The sequence below is a fragment of the Pseudogemmobacter sonorensis genome (assembly GCF_042762395.1).
Lineage (GTDB): Bacteria > Pseudomonadota > Alphaproteobacteria > Rhodobacterales > Rhodobacteraceae > Pseudogemmobacter > Pseudogemmobacter sonorensis.
Window position 1 is genome coordinate 1 of sequence record NZ_JBEFZE010000024.1, and the last position, 18047, is coordinate 18047.

The window sequence follows — 18047 nt, forward strand, 5'->3', positions numbered from 1 at the left end:
GCGCGATCCAGCATCTGGCCGGGATGAAGGACGCCAAGGTCATCGTCGCCATCAACAAGGACGAAGAAGCCCCAATCTTCCAGGTCGCAGATTACGGCATCGTCGGGGATCTTTTCAATATCGTCCCAGAAATCACCGAAAAGCTCTGAGCCCAGGGGGCCCGGGCCTGCGGAAAGGGCGCGCCTCGAGGCGCGCCCTTTTCACACCATCCGGCCGATGACCGGCAGCAGCCGCGCGGCGGCCATGCGGTGGAAACCCTCCTCAAGCGAACCCCCTGCAGATTCGGGATCGACCGGGCGCCCGGCGCCGGGATCTGTCAGATATTCGACCTGCGCCCCGGCCCGGCCCGCCAGCGCCTCGACCATGGCGCGATCCACCAGCGCCGGATCGGCCGACGGATCGCCCGGAGAGGAATCCAGCGGAGGCGGCGCGATCCCCGCCCACAGCAGCAGCCTGCGGCGGGGCAGCATCTCCAGCACCCGCGACATCCGGGCGAGCCAGACCGATTTCAGCTCGGCCAGCACCGGCGCGAACCGCTCGGGCCCGCGCCGTCCCAGAACCTTCATCAGATGGCCGGTGAAATTCACCTCGCTGAAGTCGACCTCGGGATAAAGCGCCCGCAGGCGCGGCCGCGCGGCAAGGAAGCGGTCGTTGCGCCGGGGATGGACCCGATAGAAATCGTTCGACAGATTGACCGCCCCCACCAGTTGCACGATGCCCAGATGCGCGCCCCGGATCACCGATTCCAGCCTGCGGTCGGCCAGCCAGACATCCGGCCCCGCATTCGCGCAGGAGAGATTGGCGACCCCCAGCCCGCTTTCGCGCCCGATCCGCTCGGCAAAGGGTTCGGCCCCGCCGCGCCCGCAGGATTCGCTGCCGCCCAGAACCACGATGTAATCGCCGTCCAGATCGCGCTCCGGCCCGCGAAACGCCAGGCGGGAGCCCCCGTAGCGACAAGGGGAATGGTCGAGCGCCTTCGCGCCCGTTCGAAGAAGGGACATGCCACACCACCAGTTTTCCAACACCCGGACGGAAGCATGGCGGCGCACTCCTTTCCAAATGACTAAACCATGGCAAGTGGTTCAAACTTGAAACAGTTTCGCGACCCCGCCCGAAGCGCCGCCCGCAGCCTTGCCCTGCCCCGCCCGCCCGCCTAATCTTCGCCCGCAAAGCAGGAGAGGCGAAGATGGACATCCAGTCGGTCGGCATCGTGGGCGCGGGTCAGATGGGCAACGGCATCGCCCATGTCTTCGCCCTTGCGGGATATGAGGTGCTTCTCAACGACATCAGCGCCGAGGCCCTGGAAAAGGGCCTTGGCGTGATCGACCGCAACCTTGAGCGGCAGGTTTCGCGCGGCAAGATCAGCGCCGAGGAGAAGGCGGCGGCGCAAGGCCGGATCCGCACCACGCCGACGCTTGCCGACCTTGGCCCGACCGATCTGGTGATCGAGGCCGCGACCGAGCGCGAGACCGTGAAACAGGCGATCTTCGCCGAGCTTCTGCCGCATCTGAAGCCCGGGACCATCCTGACCTCGAACACCTCCTCGATCTCGATCACCCGGCTGGCCTCGCGCACCGACCGGCCCGAGAAGTTCATGGGTTTCCACTTCATGAACCCGGTGCCGGTGATGCAGCTTGTCGAGCTGATCCGCGGCATCGCCACCGATCAGGACACCTATGAAACCCTGCACCGCGTGGTCGAACGCCTGGGCAAGACCGCCGCCAGCGCCGAGGATTTCCCCGCCTTCATCGTGAACCGCATCCTGATCCCGATGATCAACGAGGCGGTCTATACGCTGTATGAAGGCGTCGGCAGCGTCAAGAGCATCGACGAATCGCTGAAGCTGGGCGCGAACCATCCGATGGGGCCGCTGGAACTGGCGGATTTCATCGGGCTCGACACCTGCCTCGCGATCATGAACGTGCTCTACGACGGCCTCGCGGATACCAAATACCGCCCCTGCCCGCTGCTGACCAAATATGTCGAGGCGGGCTGGCTGGGCCGCAAGACGCAGCGCGGCTTCTACGATTATCGCGGCGAGGTGCCGGTGCCGACGCGCTGATCCGGCGGCGGGCGCAGGCAGTCGCGCGGTGTCCGCCCCGGCGGCAGGACGCATTCCACCCCGCAGGCGGCGCATCGGAAACGGCCCGGACCGGCGCGCCGGTCCTCGCGCCAGCGGCAGGCGCGGCTGAGCCGGTGACTGCGGCGATGGATCCACATGCCAAGGAAGACCAGCGCAAGGCCAAGCGGCAGGAAGATCAGCATGCCGCCCTACCCTTTGGGCCGAATGAAAACGGCCGCCCGCGCCAGGGCGCCGGGCGGCCGTCGGAACGCGAGCGCATGATCAGGCGACGCGATCGACCATCAGCTTCTTGATCTCGGCGATGGCCTTCGCCGGGTTCAGGCCCTTGGGGCAGGTCTTGGCGCAGTTCATGATCGTATGGCAGCGGTAAAGCTTGAACGGATCTTCAAGCTCGTCCAGACGCTCGCCCGTCGCCTCGTCCCGCGAATCGATGATCCAGCGATAGGCGTGGAGCAGCGCCGCCGGGCCGAGATATTTGTCCGAATTCCACCAGTAGCTGGGGCAGGAGGTCGAGCACGAGGCGCACATGACGCATTCGTAAAGACCGTCGAGCTTCTTGCGATCCTCGATCGACTGGCGCCATTCCTTGGCGGGCGTATTGGTCTTGGTCTCAAGCCAGGGCATGATCGAGGCATGCTGGGCGTAGAAATGCGTCAGGTCGGGGATCAGGTCCTTGACCACCGCCATATGCGGCAGCGGATAGATCCGCACGTCGCCCTTGATCTCGTCCAGGCCATAGATGCAGGCCAGCGTGTTGATCCCGTCGATGTTCATCGCGCAGGAGCCGCAGATCCCCTCGCGGCACGACCGGCGGAAGGTCAGCGTCGGGTCGATCTCGTTCTTGATCTTGATCAGCGCGTCAAGAACCATCGGCCCGCATTTGTCCATGTCGAGGAAATAGGTGTCGACACGCGGGTTTTCAGCGTCATCCGGGCTCCAGCGATAGATGCGGAACGCGCGGATGTTCGTGGCTCCCTCGGGCTTGGGCCAGGTCTTGCCGGTCCGAACCTTCGAATTCTTGGGTAGCGAGAACTGGACCATGGGTCAGCCTTTCCAGTCGGGTCTGTCGTAGAGCGGACGCCGGGGCGCCTCGCCGGATTTCGTCATCACGCAGGTCTCGTAGACCGCCGAGGGATCCTTGCCGGTGATCCAGTCGGACGAGATGGAAACGTCAAGCTTGCTGCGCGCCGTGCCGTCCGAGCGGATGCCCACGCCGACCTCTCCGGTCGGACCGGCGGCCATGCGGGCGCGCTGAAAGCATTCGGCCTCGGCGCGCTCAAGCGTCATCGGGCCGCAGGCGGCGAGAAGAAGCGAAAGGAAAGCCAGTTTGCGCATCGACATCCCCCCTCAGAGCACCGGCGGCACGCCGCTGGCGGCAAAGCAGGACTGGGTCCCCGGACGCAGCGAGATATTCCTGACATTCTCGCGGGTCTGGCTGCCCGCCTCGACGCCGATGTCGCGGGCAAGGGCGCGGATCTCGGCGGGGGCGGCGTTTTGCAGCACGCATTCCGTCGCGGCCTGGGCCGGGCCCGCGGGCAGGTCGCGGCTGACCACCGGCAGGACCACATCCGCCGCCATGCTGCGCGCGGTGCGGTCGGCCAGATGCTGGGGATCGCAGGCCGCAAGCGCCAGTGGCGCCAGCAGCAGCAGCCCCCTCCTCCCTGCAAGATGCGCCCGTTCCGCCATCCCTCAGCCCCCCAGCCCGCGCAGCGCGGCGGTGGAAAGGCACTGGCTGGTCTCGGGGCGCTGGACGACCGTGCCCACGGTTCCCGCGACCTGCGACAGGTCCGAGGACGCCCCCGCCCGGGCCAGCGACACCAACTCCGCCGTGGTCGAATTGTCGATCACGCAATCGGTATAGGGCTGGACGTTCACCCCCGGCAGGCGGCGGCTCATCTCGGAATTGACGGCGCTGCGGGCGAGTTCGCGCGTCGCGGCGTCAAGCACGTCCGACCCGGGCGCGCCCGCCACGCAGGCCGCCAGAGCCGAGACCGAGAGAAGCGCCAGGACCCGCATCAGAACTTCCGCTCCGCCGGAGCGATCTTCTTGAGGCTGATGCCGCCCTCCGCCTCGACGGTCAGCGGATCGAGCTTCACCGGGCGATAGTCCAGCCGGACCTTGTTGCCATCCACCCAGGACAGGGTGTGCTTGCGCCAGTTCACGTCGTCGCGGGTCGGGTGATCCTCATGCGCATGGGCGCCGCGGCTTTCGGTGCGGGCATGGGCGCCGTAGATCGTCGCCAGCGCATTCGGCATCAGGTTGGTCAGCTCCAGCGTCTCCATCAGGTCCGAATTCCACACAAGGCTGCGGTCGGTGACCTTGAGGTCGGGCATCTTGCCCGCGATCTCGGTCATCTTGACCTCGCCCTCGGCCAGAACCTCGGCGGTGCGGAAGACGGCGGCGTCGGATTGCATGGTGCGCTGCATCTCAAGCCGCAGTTCGGCGGTGGGGATGGCGCCGGAGGCGTGGCGCAGCCCGTCGAACCGGGCCATGATGCGGTCGATCTCGGCCTTGTTGGTCGCGGGCACCGGCGATTTCGGATCGACGATCTGGCCCGCGCGGATCGCCGAAGCGCGGCCGAAGACCACGAGGTCGATCAGCGAATTCGACCCCAGGCGGTTCGCGCCATGAACGCTCGCGCAGCCGGCCTCGCCCACGGCCATCAGGCCGGGATAGATGGCATCGGGATTGTCGGCGGTGGGGTTCAGCACCTCGCCCCAATAGTTCGTCGGCACGCCGCCCATGTTGTAATGCACGGTGGGCAGGACCGGGATCGGTTCCTTGTGCAGGTCGACGCCGGCGAAGATCCGCGCCGATTCGGTGATGCCGGGCAGGCGGGCCTCCAGCGTCTCGCGCGGCAGGTGGTCGAGGTGGAGGTGGATGTGGTCGCCATGCGCGCCCACGCCGCGGCCCTCGCGGATCTCCATCGTCATGCAGCGGCTGACATAGTCGCGCGGCGCGAGATCCTTGTAATGGGGCGCGTAACGCTCCATGAACCGCTCGCCGTTGACGTTGGTCAGATAGCCGCCCTCGCCGCGCGCGCCCTCGGTGATCAGGCAGCCCGAGCCGTAGATGCCGGTGGGGTGGAACTGCACGAATTCCATGTCCTGCAGCGGCAGGCCCGCCCGCGCCACCATGCCGCCGCCGTCGCCGGTGCAGGTATGGGCCGAGGTGGCCGAGAAATAGGCGCGCCCGTAGCCGCCGGTCGCCAGCACCACCATCTTGGCGTTGAAGACATGGATCGTGCCGTCGTCGAGCTTCCACGCCACGACGCCGGTGCAGGCGCCGTCGGTCATGATCAGGTCGATGGCGAAATATTCGATGTAGAACTCGGCGTTGTTCTTCAGCGACTGGCCATAGAGCGTGTGCAGGATGGCGTGGCCGGTGCGGTCGGCGGCGGCACAGGTGCGCTGCACCGGCGGGCCCTCGCCGAATTCGGTCGTGTGGCCGCCGAAGGGACGCTGGTAGATCTTGCCCTCCTCGGTGCGCGAGAAGGGCACGCCGTAATGCTCCAGCTCATAGACCGCCGCCGGGGCGGAGCGGGCGAGGTATTCCATCGCATCGGTGTCGCCCAGCCAGTCCGAGCCCTTGACCGTGTCATACATGTGCCACTGCCAGTTGTCGGGGCCCATGTTGGCAAGGCTGGCCGCGATGCCGCCCTGGGCCGCCACGGTATGCGAGCGGGTCGGGAACACCTTGGTCACGCAGGCGGTGCGCAGCCCCTGTTCGGCCATGCCCAGGGTCGCGCGCAGGCCCGCGCCGCCGGCGCCGACGACCACGACGTCATATTCATGCGTCTCGTATTCGTATGCAGCAGTCATTCCGTCTTTCCTTACCGCGCGCAGTCGGGGGCGGGCGTCACCGCGCCGCCCCCCGGGGCATGTCTCACAGGGCCAGTTTCACCAGGGCGAACAGCCCGGCGACGATCAGGGCATAGCTCAGGGCCGTCACGGCCACGATCAGCAGCTTGGCCGCCGTGCCATGCACATAGTCCACGATCGCCTCCACCGCCTCGTTCTTGCAATGCAGGGTGACGGCGATCAGGGTCAGGGCGGTGACGATGGCGGGGAACGGGCGGGCGAAATAGGCCAGAACGCCCTCATGGCTGCGCCCAAGGCCCAGGCCGAAGGTGAAGACGAACAGCGGCACCAGCACCACCAGCACGGCCGAGCTGATCATCATATGCCAGTGGTGATGGGTGCCTGCCCGGGCCGATCCCAGCCCCTGCGCGCGCTTGCGGTCGGTGATGAAACGCATCCTTGCCCCTCCTTAGACCACGACGATGGTGACAAGCGTCAGCAGCGTGGCGCCGATGAACATGCCCAGGCCCATGGTCTCGCTGGCCTTCACCTCGACGAAATAACCAAGATCCCAGATCAGGTGACGCAGGCGCCCCAGCACATGATACCAGATCGCCCAGGTCGCGGCGGCCAGAAGCACGTCGCCCAGGATGCTGGTCAGCAGCCAGTCGATCCAGGCGAAGGCGGCGGGCGAGGTCGCGGCCGCAAGCAGCCAGGCGACCAGCAGGAACACCGTTCCAAGCGTCGCGATGCCGGTGATGCGGACCATGATCGAGGAAATCGAGGTGATCTGCGGCCGGTAATACGGGCCGATCATGAACGGTGAAAGGGGTCGGTCGACCCGCTTCGGTGCAGACATGGACTTGTCCCTTCGTCGCTGGCTTGCCCCGCCCAATCGGGGTGTCCGGGGCGGTCTTCCGGGCGGAGCGCGCTTCGATATGGTTCTCTCATAGCGTCTTTTTCCGCCGAGTCACGGGGGTCCGTGCCGCTTTTGCCACCGTTCCCGCTAACGATGACATTTTTATTCTCCAGATGTGATCACAGCAAGAGAAAGTGTGATCACATGCGGCCTCGACGGAAGAAATCCGCCAGTCAGGGACCCGCGGCGCCCCCCCGGGCCCGGGCATCGCCGGGGTCAGAGCGGGACCAGCGCCCAGTAATCCAGATCCAGCAGGACCGGAGGCGCGTATTTCCCGTCCTCGCCGCGCAGGGCGAAAGGCGCCGCGCCGTCCTTCACCGCCACCAGCCTCAGCCGCAGCGCGCCCACGCCCGGGGCGCCGGTCCCGGCGCGGTCCAGCACCTCGGACCAGGCCCGCAAAGTGTCGCCCGCGAAACAGGGATTGGCATGGGCCCCCGCGTTCAGCGCGACCATCATCTGCGCATTGGCGAGGCCGTTGAAGGACAGCGCCCGCGCCAGGCTGATGACATGGCCGCCATAGATCAGGCGGCGGCCATCCTCGCGATGGGTCGCGTCGAAATGCACCTTGGCGGTGTTCTGCCACAGCCGGGTGGCCAGCATATGCTCGGCCTCCTCGATGGTCACGCCGTCGACATGGTCGATCCTCTCGCCCACGGCATAGTCGCCCCAGCGATGACGCTCGCCCGCGAGCGCGAAATCGTAACCGCTGAAATCCAGCCCCGCGGGCACTACGAGATCGGCGGCCTCGACCGCCGGCTTCAGCGCGGGCACCACCGGCGCGGGCGCGGGCGTCTCGCGCCTTTTGCGCACCATCACCCAGCGGACATATTCCAGCACCGTCTCGTCATGCTGGTTCAGTCCGCGCGTGCGCACCCAGACCACGCCCGAGCGCCCGTTGGAATTCTCCTTCAGCCCGATCACCTCGGATTGTGCCCGCAGGCTGTCGCCCGGCCAGACCGGCCTCAGCCAGCGCCCCTCGGCATAGCCCAGATTGGCCACGGCGTTCAGGCTGACATCCGGCACGGTCTTGCCGAAGACGGTGTGGAAGGCGATCAGATCGTCGAGCGGGCTTTGCGCCAACCCGCAGGAGCGCGCGAAGGCGTCCGAGGAATAAAGCGCCCCCCGCGCGGGATAAAGCGCGTGATAAAGCGCCCGCTCGCCCCCCGAAACCGTGCGCGGCACCGCATGGCGGATCACCTCGCCCATGCGGTAATCCTCAAAGAACCGTCCCGGATTGGTCTTCATCCGCCCTTCCCCCCGCGATACCGGCCAAAAGGGGCGGGTCGCCCCTTTCCGGCGCCATCCGCTATTGCTCGCCCAGTTTCAGATCCGGCGCATATTCGCCCGGAACCTCCTTCACCACCGCCTGGCCGCAGCGCATCACGCCATGGCCCGCATCGAAGGCATAGGTCGGCGGGCCGTAAAGCTCCCACCCATTCGCCAGCGCGGCCGAGACCTTGTGGCAGAAGGCGGAAGTGTCGTCCTCGGTCAGAAAGCGGTAGAGTTTCATCCCATCATCCGAAAGCTGCATATCCGAACAGGTAATGCACCCCGGCAAGCGCCGCGTAAACCGCCAGCGCCCCGATCAGCGCCAGCATCTCGCGCCGCACGCCCGCGGGCGCGGGCGGCACCCAGGGGCCCGCCGTCGCATTGATCGCCCACATCTGCACCAGCGCCCAAAGCCCGATCCCGCCGAACAGCAGGAACGACGGCGTGTCCCCGTTCACCAGAAGATGCGCCACCATCCACAGCACCACACCCCAGAGCATCGGATGGCGCAGCCAGCGCGCGGGTGCGGTCTTCATCCCCAACGCGGCGAAAAGCCAGACCGCCAGCAGCATCAGAAGGTTGTTCGCCCCCACCCGCGCCGGGCTGCGGCCCCAATAGACCTCGCCCCCGGCGGCGCGATAGCCGACCACCATGGCAAGCGTCCCCGCCAGCCCCAGGGCGCCGGTCAACGCCAGACCGCCGCCGCGCCCCATCCGTGCCCGAAGCCCGGGGGCGATCCGCCGCAGCAGATGCGCCACGCTCCAGAGAAGGACGCCGGACGCGATCAGGGGCATGGCGAGGGTGGAGGGCATGGCTGGCTCCGGGGAAAGGAGGTTGGCTCGGGACAAGGCGGCCTGGGAATCGGGCAGCCCTGGAATGGGGCGGCCCCGGGGTCAAGGCGGCGGAGGGATCAAGGCGGCGGAGGGATCAGCCCCCCGCCCCCTCCATCTGCGCGATCGCCGCCGCTTTTTCCAGTGTCGCCTTCGCGGTCGCCACATGGAGGTTCTCGACGATCCGCCCGTCGACCACCGCGACCCCGCCGCCCTTGGCCTCGACCTCCTGGAAGGCGGCGATCTGGCGGCGCGCCAGTTCGATCTCGTCAGTCGAGGGCGCGAAAGCCGCATTGGCGATGGCAAGCTGCGCCGGATGGATCAGCGTCTTGCCGTCGAACCCCATGTCCCGGCCCTGTTCGCATTCGAAGGCAAGCCCCTCGTCGTCCTTGAAGGCGTTGTAGACACCATCGACGATGATCCTGCCATGGGCCCGCGCCGCCAGAAGGCACAGCCCCAGCCCGGCCTGCATCGCCAGCCGGTCGGGGCGGAAGCGGCTGCCAAGCTCCTTGGCCAGGTCGTTGGTGCCCATGACCATGCCGCCCAGCCGGGGATGCGCGGCGATGGCGGCGGCGTTGAGCATGCCGAGCCCGGTCTCCATCATCGCCCAGAGATCGACGCCCGGCACCAGCGCCGCCACCGCGTCCAGATCGCCCGGCCCGTTGACCTTGGGGACCAGCACCGCGTCGATCCCGGCCCCCGCCGCGACGGCATCGGCCATGGCGGCGGCATCGGCGCGCCCCCAGTCGGTGTCGAAACCGTTGATCCGCACGATCCGCGCCCGCGCGCCGAAATCCGCCTCGGCCAGGACCCTTGCAACAAGGGCGCGGGCGGCGGGCTTCTCGGCGGGCGCGACGGCATCTTCCAGATCGAAGATGATGGCGTCGCAGGGCAGGTCCCGGGCCTTTTCCAGCGCCCGCTCTTTCGAGCCGGGAATATACAGGACCGAACGGTAGGGGCGGGCCATCTCGACTTCTCCTGAGAAATATTATTGCGCCTAAAAGCACGATATTGGCACATTCGGCAAGAGACTTTCGCCGCATCGCGGAAAGAAGGCGCCCGATCACCCGGCCTCCGGGCCGAAAAACTTCGGAACCGGATCGGCGGAGCGGCGTTGTCCTTGCACAATTCACCAGTGAACATGTGAAAGGAGCTCGCCATGAGCAGCACCAGCGACAGGATCAAGGGTGTGGCCAACGAGGCCACCGGCAAAGTCAAGCAAGCCTTCGGCCGCGCCACCGGCAACGAAAAGCTGGAAGCCGAGGGCATCGCCCAGGAAGTGAAGGGCGAGGGCCAGCAGATCAAGGGCAAGGCCAAGGACGCCGTCAAGAACGTCGTCGACAAGGCCTGAAGCCGGATGCGGGGCTACCCGGCCACGACTTACGAAATAAAGAGGGCGCCCCTGCGGGCGCCCTTGGCTTTTACCCCCGGATCGAACCCGGCCCTCAGATCAAGCCCAGCCCCGCCGCCCCGTCGCGCAGAAGTTTCAGCGACACCAGAAGCAGCGCCCAGACCACCAGCCGGAAAAACAGCCGCTCCGGCAGCCGACGCACCAGCGCGACCCCGGCGAACACCGCCATCGCCGCGGGAACCGCAAGCACGAAGGCCAGTTTCAGATTGCCCGGGCTGAACTGGCCGAGTTGCCAATAGGGCAGCAGCTTCACCACATTGATCACCGCGAAGAACACGGTCGCGGTTCCGGCGAAGACCGTTTTCTCCAGCCGCAGCGGCAGGGTGTAGATCTGGTAGAGCGGCGCGCCCGAATGGCTCACGAAACTGGTGAACCCCGCCAGGGTGCCCCAGAAGAGCCCCGGCCCCACCCGGGCGGGACGCGCCGCGCCCGCCCCGCCCGGCCGCAGCAGCGTGTAAAGCGCGAACGAGACGCCGATCCCCCCGACCAGCGCCGTCACCGCAGCCTCGGGCACCACATGCGCCGTCGCCCAGCCGAACGCCACGCCGACCACCGCCCCCGGCAGCAGGATCGCCAGCACCCGCCGGTCGAGCGCATGGCGATAGGCCCAGAGGCCGAACATGTCCGAGATCACGAAGACCGGCAGCAAGATCCCCGCCGCCACCACCGGCGAGATCACCAGCGCGAAGACCGGCACCCCCAGCATGCCCACCAGGGGAATGCCGCCCTTGCCGATGCCGACGCAGATCGCCGCCACCACCGCCGCCGTCCAGAATTCCGGCGTTTCCATTCCACTTCCCCCCGGGCCCGTCCGCAGCGCCCTGCCCGACGTTACCGCTAACCCCTGGCGCGATCCGGCGAAAGGGCCGAAATCCCGCATACAATCGCATACCGCAGCGTGCGGATGCTGGACAGAAGGCCGCGAAGGGGCTACCCCTCCCCGCAGACTCAGACCCTATAGGGAGACCCCCCATGGCACGTCCCAAGATTGCCCTCATCGGCGCAGGCCAGATCGGCGGCACGCTCGCCCATCTCGCCGCGACCAAGGAACTCGGCGATATCGTCCTGTTCGACATCTCCGAAGGCGTGCCGCAAGGCAAGGCGCTCGACCTTGCCCAATGCGGCCCGGTCGAGGGGTTCGACGCCAGCCTCAAGGGCGCCAATTCCTATGAGGACATCGCGGGCGCCGATGTCTGCATCGTGACCGCCGGCGTGCCGCGCAAGCCGGGGATGAGCCGCGACGACCTGCTGGGCATCAACCTCAAGGTGATGAAATCGGTCGGCGAAGGCATCAAGGCCCATGCGCCGAACGCCTTCGTGATCTGCATCACCAACCCGCTTGACGCGATGGTCTGGGCGCTGCGTGAATTCTCGGGCCTGCCGCATGAAAAGGTCGTCGGCATGGCGGGCGTCCTCGACGCCGCGCGCTTCCGCCACTTCCTGTCGCTGGAATTCAACGTCTCGATGCGCGACGTCACTGCCTTCGTGCTGGGCGGGCATGGCGATACGATGGTGCCGCTGACCCGCTACTCCACCGTGGCCGGGATCCCGCTGCCGGATCTGGTCGACCTTGGCTGGACCACGCAGGAGCGTCTTGACGGCATCGTCCAGCGCACCCGCGACGGTGGCGCCGAGATCGTCGGCCTGCTCAAGACCGGCTCGGCCTTCTATGCGCCCGCCACCTCGGCAATCGAAATGGCCGAAGCCTATCTCAAGGACCAGAAGCGCCTTCTGCCCGCCGCCGCCTTCGTCAAGGGCGCCTATGGGCTGGACGGGCTTTATGTCGGCGTGCCGACCATCATCGGCGCCGGCGGCATCGAGAAAGTGGTCGAGATCAAGCTGAACGGCGACGAACAGGCCATGCTTGATAAGTCGATCGACGCGGTGAAGGGCCTTGTCAGCGCCTGCAAGGGCATCGATCCGACGCTCGCCTGATACCCCGGGCGACGGCGACCGAAGTTGACGCGCGCGCCCTTGGGCGCGCGCGTTGCCGTTTCGGCCCCTGCCACCCTGCTCCGTTGTCCCTTGCCCCCTTGCCCCGATCCGCCCTTTGCGTCATCCCCAGACCGTCCCCAACGCCCGAGGCCCCCATGGACTATTCCAAATCCGGCAATCCGAAACCCGACCGCAACACGCCCCGCCATGCCGGGGCCCGCGCGCCCGGCAAACCGCCCGCCGGGCGCAGCGAGGATGAGAAAAGCCGCAAGGCCGCCCTGCTGGCGCGGATGAAGGCCGTCGCAGGCAAAGCCGCAACGCCCGGCGGCGACGCCTGATCCCGCCGCGCCCCGCCGCCCGCATCCCCAGGAGCCGACAATGGCCGATCCAGAGCGCACAGCCCTTCACGCCGAACTCGAATCGCGGCTGACCCGCTATGCCGCCATCGACAGCCAGAGCGATGCCGACAGCGCCAGCGCGCTCTCGACCGGGATCCAGCTCGACATGGCGCGGCTGCTGCTGGACGAACTGGCAGAGATCGGCGCCGAAGACATCCGGCTGACCGATTACGGCGCGGTGCTGGCGACGGTTCCGGGCACGGCGCCCGGCCCCGCCATCGGCTTTCTGGCCCATATGGACACCACCCCCCAGTTCAATGCGACCGGGGTGAAGCCGCGGGTGATCCGGGGCTATGACGGCGGCGAGATCCGCTTTCCCGACGCCCCCGGACTGGTGCTGTCGCCCAAGGATTCGCCCGCGCTGACGGCGCGGATCGGGCATGACCTGATCACCGCCTCGGGCACGACGCTTCTGGGTGCCGACGACAAGGCCGGGATCGCCGTCATCATGGCCGCCGCCCGGCGCCTGCTGGCCTCGGACCTGCCGCGCCCGAGGCTGCGGCTGGCCTTCACGCCCGACGAAGAGATCGGGCGGGGTGTCGACCCGCGCCTGCCCGCCGACCTGGGCGTGGATTTCGCCTATACGTTCGATGGCGCCAATCCGGGCGAGATCGAATATGAAAGCTTCTCGGCCGATGGCGCCGTGGTGCGGATCGAGGGCGTCTCGATCCATCCCGGCACCGCGAAGGGCAAGATGGTCAATGCCATCACCCTTGCCGCGAAGCTGATCGCGCTGCTGCCGCAGGCGACCATGCAGCCCGAGGTGACCGAGGGGCGCGAAGGCTTCATCCATGCCACCGACATGACCGGCGGCAGTGCCACGATGGAGATCCGGCTGATCCTGCGCGATTTCGAGCTGGAGGGCCTGGCGCGGAAGGGCGAGATCCTGCGCGCCGCCTGCGCCGCCCTTCAGGCGGGCGAGCCGCGCGCGCGGATCGACTGCCGGATCACCCCGCAATACCGCAACATGCGCTACTGGCTGGAAAAGGACATGACCCCGGTCGAGCTTGCGCGCGAGGCCGCCCGCGACCTCGGGCTCTCGCCCGTCTCGGTTCCGATCCGGGGCGGCACCGACGGCTCGCGCCTGACCGAGATGGGCGTGCCCTGCCCCAATCTTTTCACCGGGATGCAGGACATCCACGGGCCACGGGAATGGATCTCGGTCCAGGATATGGGGCTGGCGGTGGATCTGATGCTGGGCATCTGCGCAAGGGCCGCGCGGGGGTGAGTCTTTCGCCCTATCTCGCCCCCGGGTTCTACGACCGGGCGCTGGCCTCGGGCCGCCACCGCGACATCGTCGGCGGCCGATGGGAAGAGACGGCGGGCGCGCAGATGCGCGCGCTGCTGGACGAGGGCATGCGCAGCCACCACCGCCTCCTGGACATCGGCTGCGGCTGCCTGCGGCTTGGCCATGCCGCGGTGCCCTATCTGGCGCCCGGCCATTACTGGGGCACCGATGCCTCGGCCGCGCTGATGGCGCGCGGATGGGAGACGGAACTGCCGCTGTCGGCCCGGCCACGGCTGCCGCGCGCGCAACTGGTCGAGGATGCCGTCTTCGGCTTTCCCGGCATCCCTTCGGGGATGGATTACGCCATCGCCTGGGGGGTCTTCACCCATCTGCCCGCCGAAACGCTGCGCCCGGCGCTGGCGAACCTGCGCCGGACCTGCCCTTCGGTCACGCTTCTGCTGACGGTGTTCCTTGCGCCAGAGGGCCATGAGGGCGCCTGTCGCCAGCCCGATGGCGTGGTCACCCATGCGGATCGCCCGCCCTGGCACCGCGACGCGGGCGCCGTCGAGGCCGATGCAAGTGCCGGCGGCTGGCGGATTTCCTGGCGCGCGGCCCGGCTGCCGCGCGGCCAGAGGCTGGCCGTGCTGCAACCAGGCTGAGCCCTCAGCCCTTCGACAGGATCTCGCGCACCATCGGGATCACCTTCTCGCCGTAAAGACGCAGCCCTTCCATCAACTGCTCATGCGGCATAGGGCCGGTGGCATATTTCATGTCGAAGCGCGAAAGCCCCAGATCCTTCACCGTCGCCGCGATCTTGCGGGCCACCGTCTCGGGGCTGCCGACGTAGAGCGAGCCTCGCTTGACCTCGTCGATGAAATTGGCCCGGTTGACCGGCGGCCAGCCGCGCTCGCGCCCCAGGCGGCCGAACATGTCGGAATAATGCGGCCAGAGCTGTTCGACCGCCGCCTCGTCGGTCTCGGCGACATGGCCTGGGGAATGGACGCCGATGGGCTGCTGCTCGCGGCCAAGCTGATCGGTCGCGCGCTTGTAAAGATCGACATAGGGCAGAAAGCGGCGCGGGTCGCCGCCGATGATCGCCAGCATCAGCCGCAGGTCGTGGCGCACCACCCGCACCACCGATTCCGGGCTGCCGCCGACGCCGACCCAGGTCACCATGCCCTCGGGGCCAAGCGGCGGATAGACGCGCTGGTCCTGCAACCCGCTGCGGGTCTGGCCCGACCAAGTGACGCGATCCTCCTTCACCAGGCGGGCGAAGAGATCGAGCCGCTCCTCGAACAACTGGTCGTATTGCGCCGTGTCGAAGCCGAACAGCGGATAGCTTTCGGTGAAGGAGCCGCGGCCCAGGATCGGCTCGGCCCGCCCGCCGGAAATCGCGTTCAGGGTCGAGAACCGCTGGAACACCCGCACCGGATCATCGGTCGAAAGCACCGTGACGGCGGTGCCCAGCTTGATGCGGCGCGTCTGTCCGGCGATGGCGGCCAGCACGATCTCGGGCGCGGAAATCGCGAAATCGGGGCGGTGATGCTCGCCCAGGCCGATGAAGTCGATGCCAAGGCTGTCGGCAAACACCCCCTGTTCCACCACGTCGCGCAGGACCTGGTCCTGCGGCTTGGGTCGGCCATCCGCGCCGATCGTCACATCTCCGAAACTGTCGAGGCCGAGTTCGACATGCTGGGCCATGGCCGCCTCCCTTGGGGTATCGCCTGTTCGCGGATGAACATAGACACGAAATCTCAGCGGGAAACTGCGCATCCGGGCAGAGAGGCCATGTCAGTTGCGCAGGTCAGAAGCCCAGGCGGCGGCGCAGGTGCCAGCCGCCCCAGGCCCCCAGGATGCAAAACAGCGCGAAGACCTAGCCCGAGGCCGCGCCCGCCATGATCCCCGACAAGAGCACCCCCACGGTGCAGCCAAGCCCCACCATCGCGCCCCAGCCAAGCATCACTCCGCCCAGGAACAGCCGGGGCAGCGTGCGCAGCTTCGGCCATTCGGGCTTCCAGTCGCCCGCCAGCGTGGCCGAGGCGGCCGAGGCCAGCACCATCGCTATCACGAAGACGCCGTTGCGCGACAGGATCGTCTCCTTGACCACCGTCACGCAGCCCGCGAAGGAATCGAGCCCGTGCAGCGTCTCGGGCAGCCAGCCGAGCGCATTGGCGAAGGTGCGCGCATTCGAGCCGAGCTCGGCCGTGACGCCAAGCGGCGCGACGCGGAAATAGGCCAGCACCGCGATCCAGCCCACCAGCGCGCCGCCCAGAACCGCAGGCCAGCGCAGGCGCAGGGCCTCAAGCCCGGTCAGGGCCACCGGCGCATCCGGCAGCGGCCGACGCAAGAGCAAAAGCGCCAGCAGCGACAGCACGCCCAGCGTCAGCGCCAGCGATCCGCCATGGCCCAGCCAGCCCGGCAGCCAGATCACCGGCGCGCGGTAAAGATCGGCCAGATACAGCGTGTTCCAGGACAGGAAGCCCAGGATGAAGCCGCAAAACGCCCCCGCCAGCGCGATGATCGAACCGAAGGCGCCCTCGCCCAGCCGATAGAAATGCGCCGAGACGCAAGAGCCGGAAATCGCCATCCCCAGTCCGAAGACCAGCGCCCCCACCGCAAGCGTGATCGAAACCGGCCCGACATGGGCATCGGGCGGCAGGCGGCCCACGCCGGGGTTCGGCACCCAGGCACCGAAGACCAGGGCATAGCCGATGGCGCCGACCGCCAGCGCCACCAGGATGCCCAGAAGCCCCCTCGGGTCGCGCTCGGCGAACCAGTCGCGGAAGATGCACCAGAAGCAGAACCGCGCGCGTTGCAGCACCAGACCGAAGGCCGCGCCCAGCCCGAACGAGACCGGCAGCGACCGGCCAAGCGCATCGCGCCCGGGCAGCAAGAAAGGGATCAGCGCCAGCGCGACAAGGGCGAAGGCCGCCACGGCGGGGCGCGAGATCGAGGGGGTCGGGGCAACGGTCGGGGGCATCGAGGGTTCCGGCTGTTCGAAATGTTTCGCCGGGGCGATGGAACCCCGCCACAGGCGCGGTTTCAACCCCGAAACGCGGGATATGAAAAGGCCGACCCAAGCAACCCGGGTCGGCAAGTCCAACAGGGAGATGCGTCCCGGGGGACGCGGGGTAACCGGCCCGGCGATGCGGGCCGGAACCCGGGCTTACTGGCCGTCCCAGATCGTGCCGGCCAGGTTGGTCACCGGAACGCCCACGGCATTGCCGTATTCGGTCCAGGACCCGTCGTAGTTCTTCACCTCATAGCCGAGGATCTTCGAAAGCGCGAACCAGGTGTGCGAGGAACGCTCGCCGATGCGGCAATAGGTGATGATCGGCTTGGAGCCGTCGATACCGACCGCGGCATAGACCGCCTTCAGCTCTTCAGCCGATTTGAAGCGGCCGTCTTCCTGTACGGCCTGCCCCCAGGGCACGTTGACCGCGCCGGCCACATGGCCCGCGCGGATCGCGGTTTCCTTGAAGCCTTCGGGCGCGATGATCTTGCCCGAGAATTCGTCGGCCGAACGGATGTCCACGATGGCGGTGGCGCCGCTGCTCGAAGCCTCGACCACATCGCCGATGAAGGCGCGCAGGGCCGGATCGGCCTCGTTCAGGGTGATGTTGCCCGCAGCCAGCGCCAGGGGCGAGGTGGAAAGCTGGCGGCCCTCGGCCTCCCACAGCTTGCGGCCACCGTCGAGCAGCTTGACGTTCTCGACCCCATAGACGTCGAGCACCCAGGCGCCCCAGGCCGCGAACCAGTTGTTGGTGTCGCCATAGAGGATGACGGTCGAATCGTCGCTCACCCCGGCCTGGCGCAGCAGCCCTTCAAGCTGTTCGCGGCTGGCGATGTCGCGGCGGACCGGATCGACCAGATCGGTGTGCCAGACGAAATTGGTCGCGCCGGGGATATGGCCGCGCTCATAGACGCCGGGGTTGACCGAGACTTCGATCAACCGCACCGAGGGGTTGTCGAGATTGGCCTCAAGCCATTCGGTGGTGACGAGCGGGCCTTCCTGGGCGGCGGCGGCGAAGGCAAGAACGGACATGCCCACGGCGGCGGCAAGGGTTCTGAAGCTGAGGGTCATTGAAGGTCCTCCGGTTGATGAAATCTCGACTTACTTGGTCAAGATACCGGCCGGGGCGGCATTCTCAAGGGAAAGGTCAGGTCGATTTTC

At 67.7% G+C, this 18047-nt stretch carries 23 protein-coding genes and 1 pseudogene; 7 read left to right on the plus strand and 17 right to left on the minus strand.

Annotation, left to right across the window (positions count from 1 at the left end):
- A pseudogene (locus ABNX41_RS15340) lies at positions 1 to 149 on the plus strand (electron transfer flavoprotein subunit alpha/FixB family protein); the annotation flags it as partial.
- Positions 150 to 200: 51 nt separating this feature from the next.
- On the opposite strand, the gene ABNX41_RS15345 reads toward ABNX41_RS15340, so the two are convergent.
- Positions 201 to 1001 (minus strand): DUF6473 family protein, encoded by an 801-nt coding sequence (locus ABNX41_RS15345; RefSeq protein WP_438670605.1) that lies wholly within the window; start codon positions 999 to 1001, stop codon positions 201 to 203.
- 185 nt (positions 1002 to 1186) lie between these two features.
- Here ABNX41_RS15345 and ABNX41_RS15350 point away from each other — a divergent pair, with 185 nt between their 5' ends.
- Positions 1187 to 2062, plus strand: coding sequence for a 3-hydroxybutyryl-CoA dehydrogenase (locus tag ABNX41_RS15350; RefSeq protein ID WP_438670606.1), 876 nt, complete (start codon positions 1187 to 1189; stop codon positions 2060 to 2062).
- Here ABNX41_RS15350 and ABNX41_RS15355 read toward each other — a convergent pair.
- From ABNX41_RS15355 to ABNX41_RS15410, 12 genes are all read right to left on the minus strand, one after another.
- Entirely contained in the window at positions 2029 to 2265 is a 237-nt protein-coding gene (locus tag ABNX41_RS15355; protein ID WP_438670607.1) for a hypothetical protein, read from the minus strand. The genes ABNX41_RS15350 and ABNX41_RS15355 overlap by 34 nt on opposite strands.
- 79 nt (positions 2266 to 2344) lie before the next feature.
- Positions 2345 to 3124, minus strand: coding sequence for a succinate dehydrogenase iron-sulfur subunit (locus ABNX41_RS15360; RefSeq protein WP_438670608.1), 780 nt, complete (start codon positions 3122 to 3124; stop codon positions 2345 to 2347).
- A gap of 3 nt (positions 3125 to 3127) precedes the next feature.
- Positions 3128 to 3418, minus strand: coding sequence for a hypothetical protein (locus ABNX41_RS15365; protein ID WP_438670609.1), 291 nt, complete (start codon positions 3416 to 3418; stop codon positions 3128 to 3130).
- Positions 3419 to 3430: 12 nt separating this feature from the next.
- Positions 3431 to 3769: a hypothetical protein gene (locus ABNX41_RS15370; protein ID WP_438670610.1), complete on the minus strand. Its 339-nt coding sequence runs from the start codon at positions 3767 to 3769 to the stop codon at positions 3431 to 3433.
- 3 nt (positions 3770 to 3772) lie between these two features.
- Complete coding sequence (locus ABNX41_RS15375) at positions 3773 to 4099, minus strand: hypothetical protein (RefSeq protein ID WP_438670611.1); 327 nt, start codon at positions 4097 to 4099, stop codon at positions 3773 to 3775.
- Entirely contained in the window at positions 4099 to 5904 is a 1806-nt protein-coding gene (sdhA, locus tag ABNX41_RS15380) for a succinate dehydrogenase flavoprotein subunit (RefSeq protein WP_438670612.1), read from the minus strand. The genes ABNX41_RS15375 and sdhA overlap by 1 nt, the downstream gene beginning before the upstream one ends.
- A gap of 64 nt (positions 5905 to 5968) precedes the next feature.
- On the minus strand, positions 5969 to 6340 hold the full coding sequence (sdhD, locus tag ABNX41_RS15385) for a succinate dehydrogenase, hydrophobic membrane anchor protein (RefSeq protein WP_438670613.1): 372 nt from the start codon (positions 6338 to 6340) through the stop codon (positions 5969 to 5971).
- 12 nt (positions 6341 to 6352) lie between these two features.
- Positions 6353 to 6742 (minus strand): succinate dehydrogenase, cytochrome b556 subunit, encoded by a 390-nt coding sequence (gene sdhC / locus ABNX41_RS15390; RefSeq protein WP_438670614.1) that lies wholly within the window; start codon positions 6740 to 6742, stop codon positions 6353 to 6355.
- Positions 6743 to 7018: 276 nt separating this feature from the next.
- On the minus strand, positions 7019 to 8047 hold the full coding sequence (locus ABNX41_RS15395) for a MaoC family dehydratase (RefSeq protein ID WP_438670615.1): 1029 nt from the start codon (positions 8045 to 8047) through the stop codon (positions 7019 to 7021).
- 61 nt (positions 8048 to 8108) lie between these two features.
- Positions 8109 to 8312, minus strand: coding sequence for a DUF1737 domain-containing protein (locus ABNX41_RS15400; protein WP_438670616.1), 204 nt, complete (start codon positions 8310 to 8312; stop codon positions 8109 to 8111).
- Positions 8313 to 8316: 4 nt separating this feature from the next.
- The gene (locus ABNX41_RS15405; RefSeq protein ID WP_438670617.1) at positions 8317 to 8883 is read right to left on the minus strand and encodes an NnrU family protein; all 567 of its coding nucleotides are present in this window, start codon (positions 8881 to 8883) and stop codon (positions 8317 to 8319) included.
- A gap of 115 nt (positions 8884 to 8998) precedes the next feature.
- Entirely contained in the window at positions 8999 to 9868 is an 870-nt protein-coding gene (locus tag ABNX41_RS15410) for an HpcH/HpaI aldolase/citrate lyase family protein (RefSeq protein ID WP_438670618.1), read from the minus strand.
- A gap of 192 nt (positions 9869 to 10060) precedes the next feature.
- On the opposite strand from ABNX41_RS15410, the gene ABNX41_RS15415 reads away from it, so the two are divergent.
- Entirely contained in the window at positions 10061 to 10252 is a 192-nt protein-coding gene (locus tag ABNX41_RS15415) for a CsbD family protein (protein WP_438670619.1), read from the plus strand.
- A gap of 94 nt (positions 10253 to 10346) precedes the next feature.
- Here ABNX41_RS15415 and ABNX41_RS15420 read toward each other — a convergent pair whose 3' ends face one another.
- Positions 10347 to 11102: a sulfite exporter TauE/SafE family protein gene (locus ABNX41_RS15420; RefSeq protein ID WP_438670620.1), complete on the minus strand. Its 756-nt coding sequence runs from the start codon at positions 11100 to 11102 to the stop codon at positions 10347 to 10349.
- Between the two features lie 182 nt (positions 11103 to 11284).
- Here ABNX41_RS15420 and mdh point away from each other — a divergent pair, with 182 nt between their 5' ends.
- The 4 genes from mdh to ABNX41_RS15440 all read left to right on the plus strand — a co-directional run bounded on the left by mdh (position 11285) and on the right by ABNX41_RS15440 (position 14532).
- On the plus strand, positions 11285 to 12247 hold the full coding sequence (mdh, locus tag ABNX41_RS15425) for a malate dehydrogenase (RefSeq protein WP_438670621.1): 963 nt from the start codon (positions 11285 to 11287) through the stop codon (positions 12245 to 12247).
- Positions 12248 to 12402: 155 nt separating this feature from the next.
- Positions 12403 to 12585 carry a hypothetical protein gene (locus ABNX41_RS15430; RefSeq protein WP_438670622.1) on the plus strand — a complete coding sequence of 61 codons (183 nt, stop codon included), beginning with the start codon at positions 12403 to 12405 and terminating at the stop codon, positions 12583 to 12585.
- A gap of 40 nt (positions 12586 to 12625) precedes the next feature.
- Positions 12626 to 13873, plus strand: coding sequence for a peptidase T (gene pepT, locus ABNX41_RS15435; RefSeq protein ID WP_438670623.1), 1248 nt, complete (start codon positions 12626 to 12628; stop codon positions 13871 to 13873).
- On the plus strand, positions 13870 to 14532 hold the full coding sequence (locus tag ABNX41_RS15440) for a class I SAM-dependent methyltransferase (RefSeq protein WP_438670624.1): 663 nt from the start codon (positions 13870 to 13872) through the stop codon (positions 14530 to 14532). The genes pepT and ABNX41_RS15440 overlap by 4 nt, the downstream gene beginning before the upstream one ends.
- Positions 14533 to 14536: 4 nt before the next feature.
- On the opposite strand, the gene ABNX41_RS15445 is transcribed toward ABNX41_RS15440, so the two are convergent.
- The 3 genes from ABNX41_RS15445 to ABNX41_RS15455 form a co-directional block, all read right to left on the minus strand.
- The gene (locus ABNX41_RS15445) at positions 14537 to 15574 is read right to left on the minus strand and encodes an LLM class flavin-dependent oxidoreductase (protein ID WP_438670625.1); all 1038 of its coding nucleotides are present in this window, start codon (positions 15572 to 15574) and stop codon (positions 14537 to 14539) included.
- 172 nt (positions 15575 to 15746) lie between these two features.
- Positions 15747 to 16853: a YeeE/YedE family protein gene (locus ABNX41_RS15450; protein ID WP_438670626.1), complete on the minus strand. Its 1107-nt coding sequence runs from the start codon at positions 16851 to 16853 to the stop codon at positions 15747 to 15749.
- A 186-nt stretch (positions 16854 to 17039) separates the two neighbouring features.
- Positions 17040 to 17957: a sulfurtransferase gene (locus ABNX41_RS15455; RefSeq protein WP_438670627.1), complete on the minus strand. Its 918-nt coding sequence runs from the start codon at positions 17955 to 17957 to the stop codon at positions 17040 to 17042.
- Between the last annotated feature and the right edge of the window lie 90 nt (positions 17958 to 18047).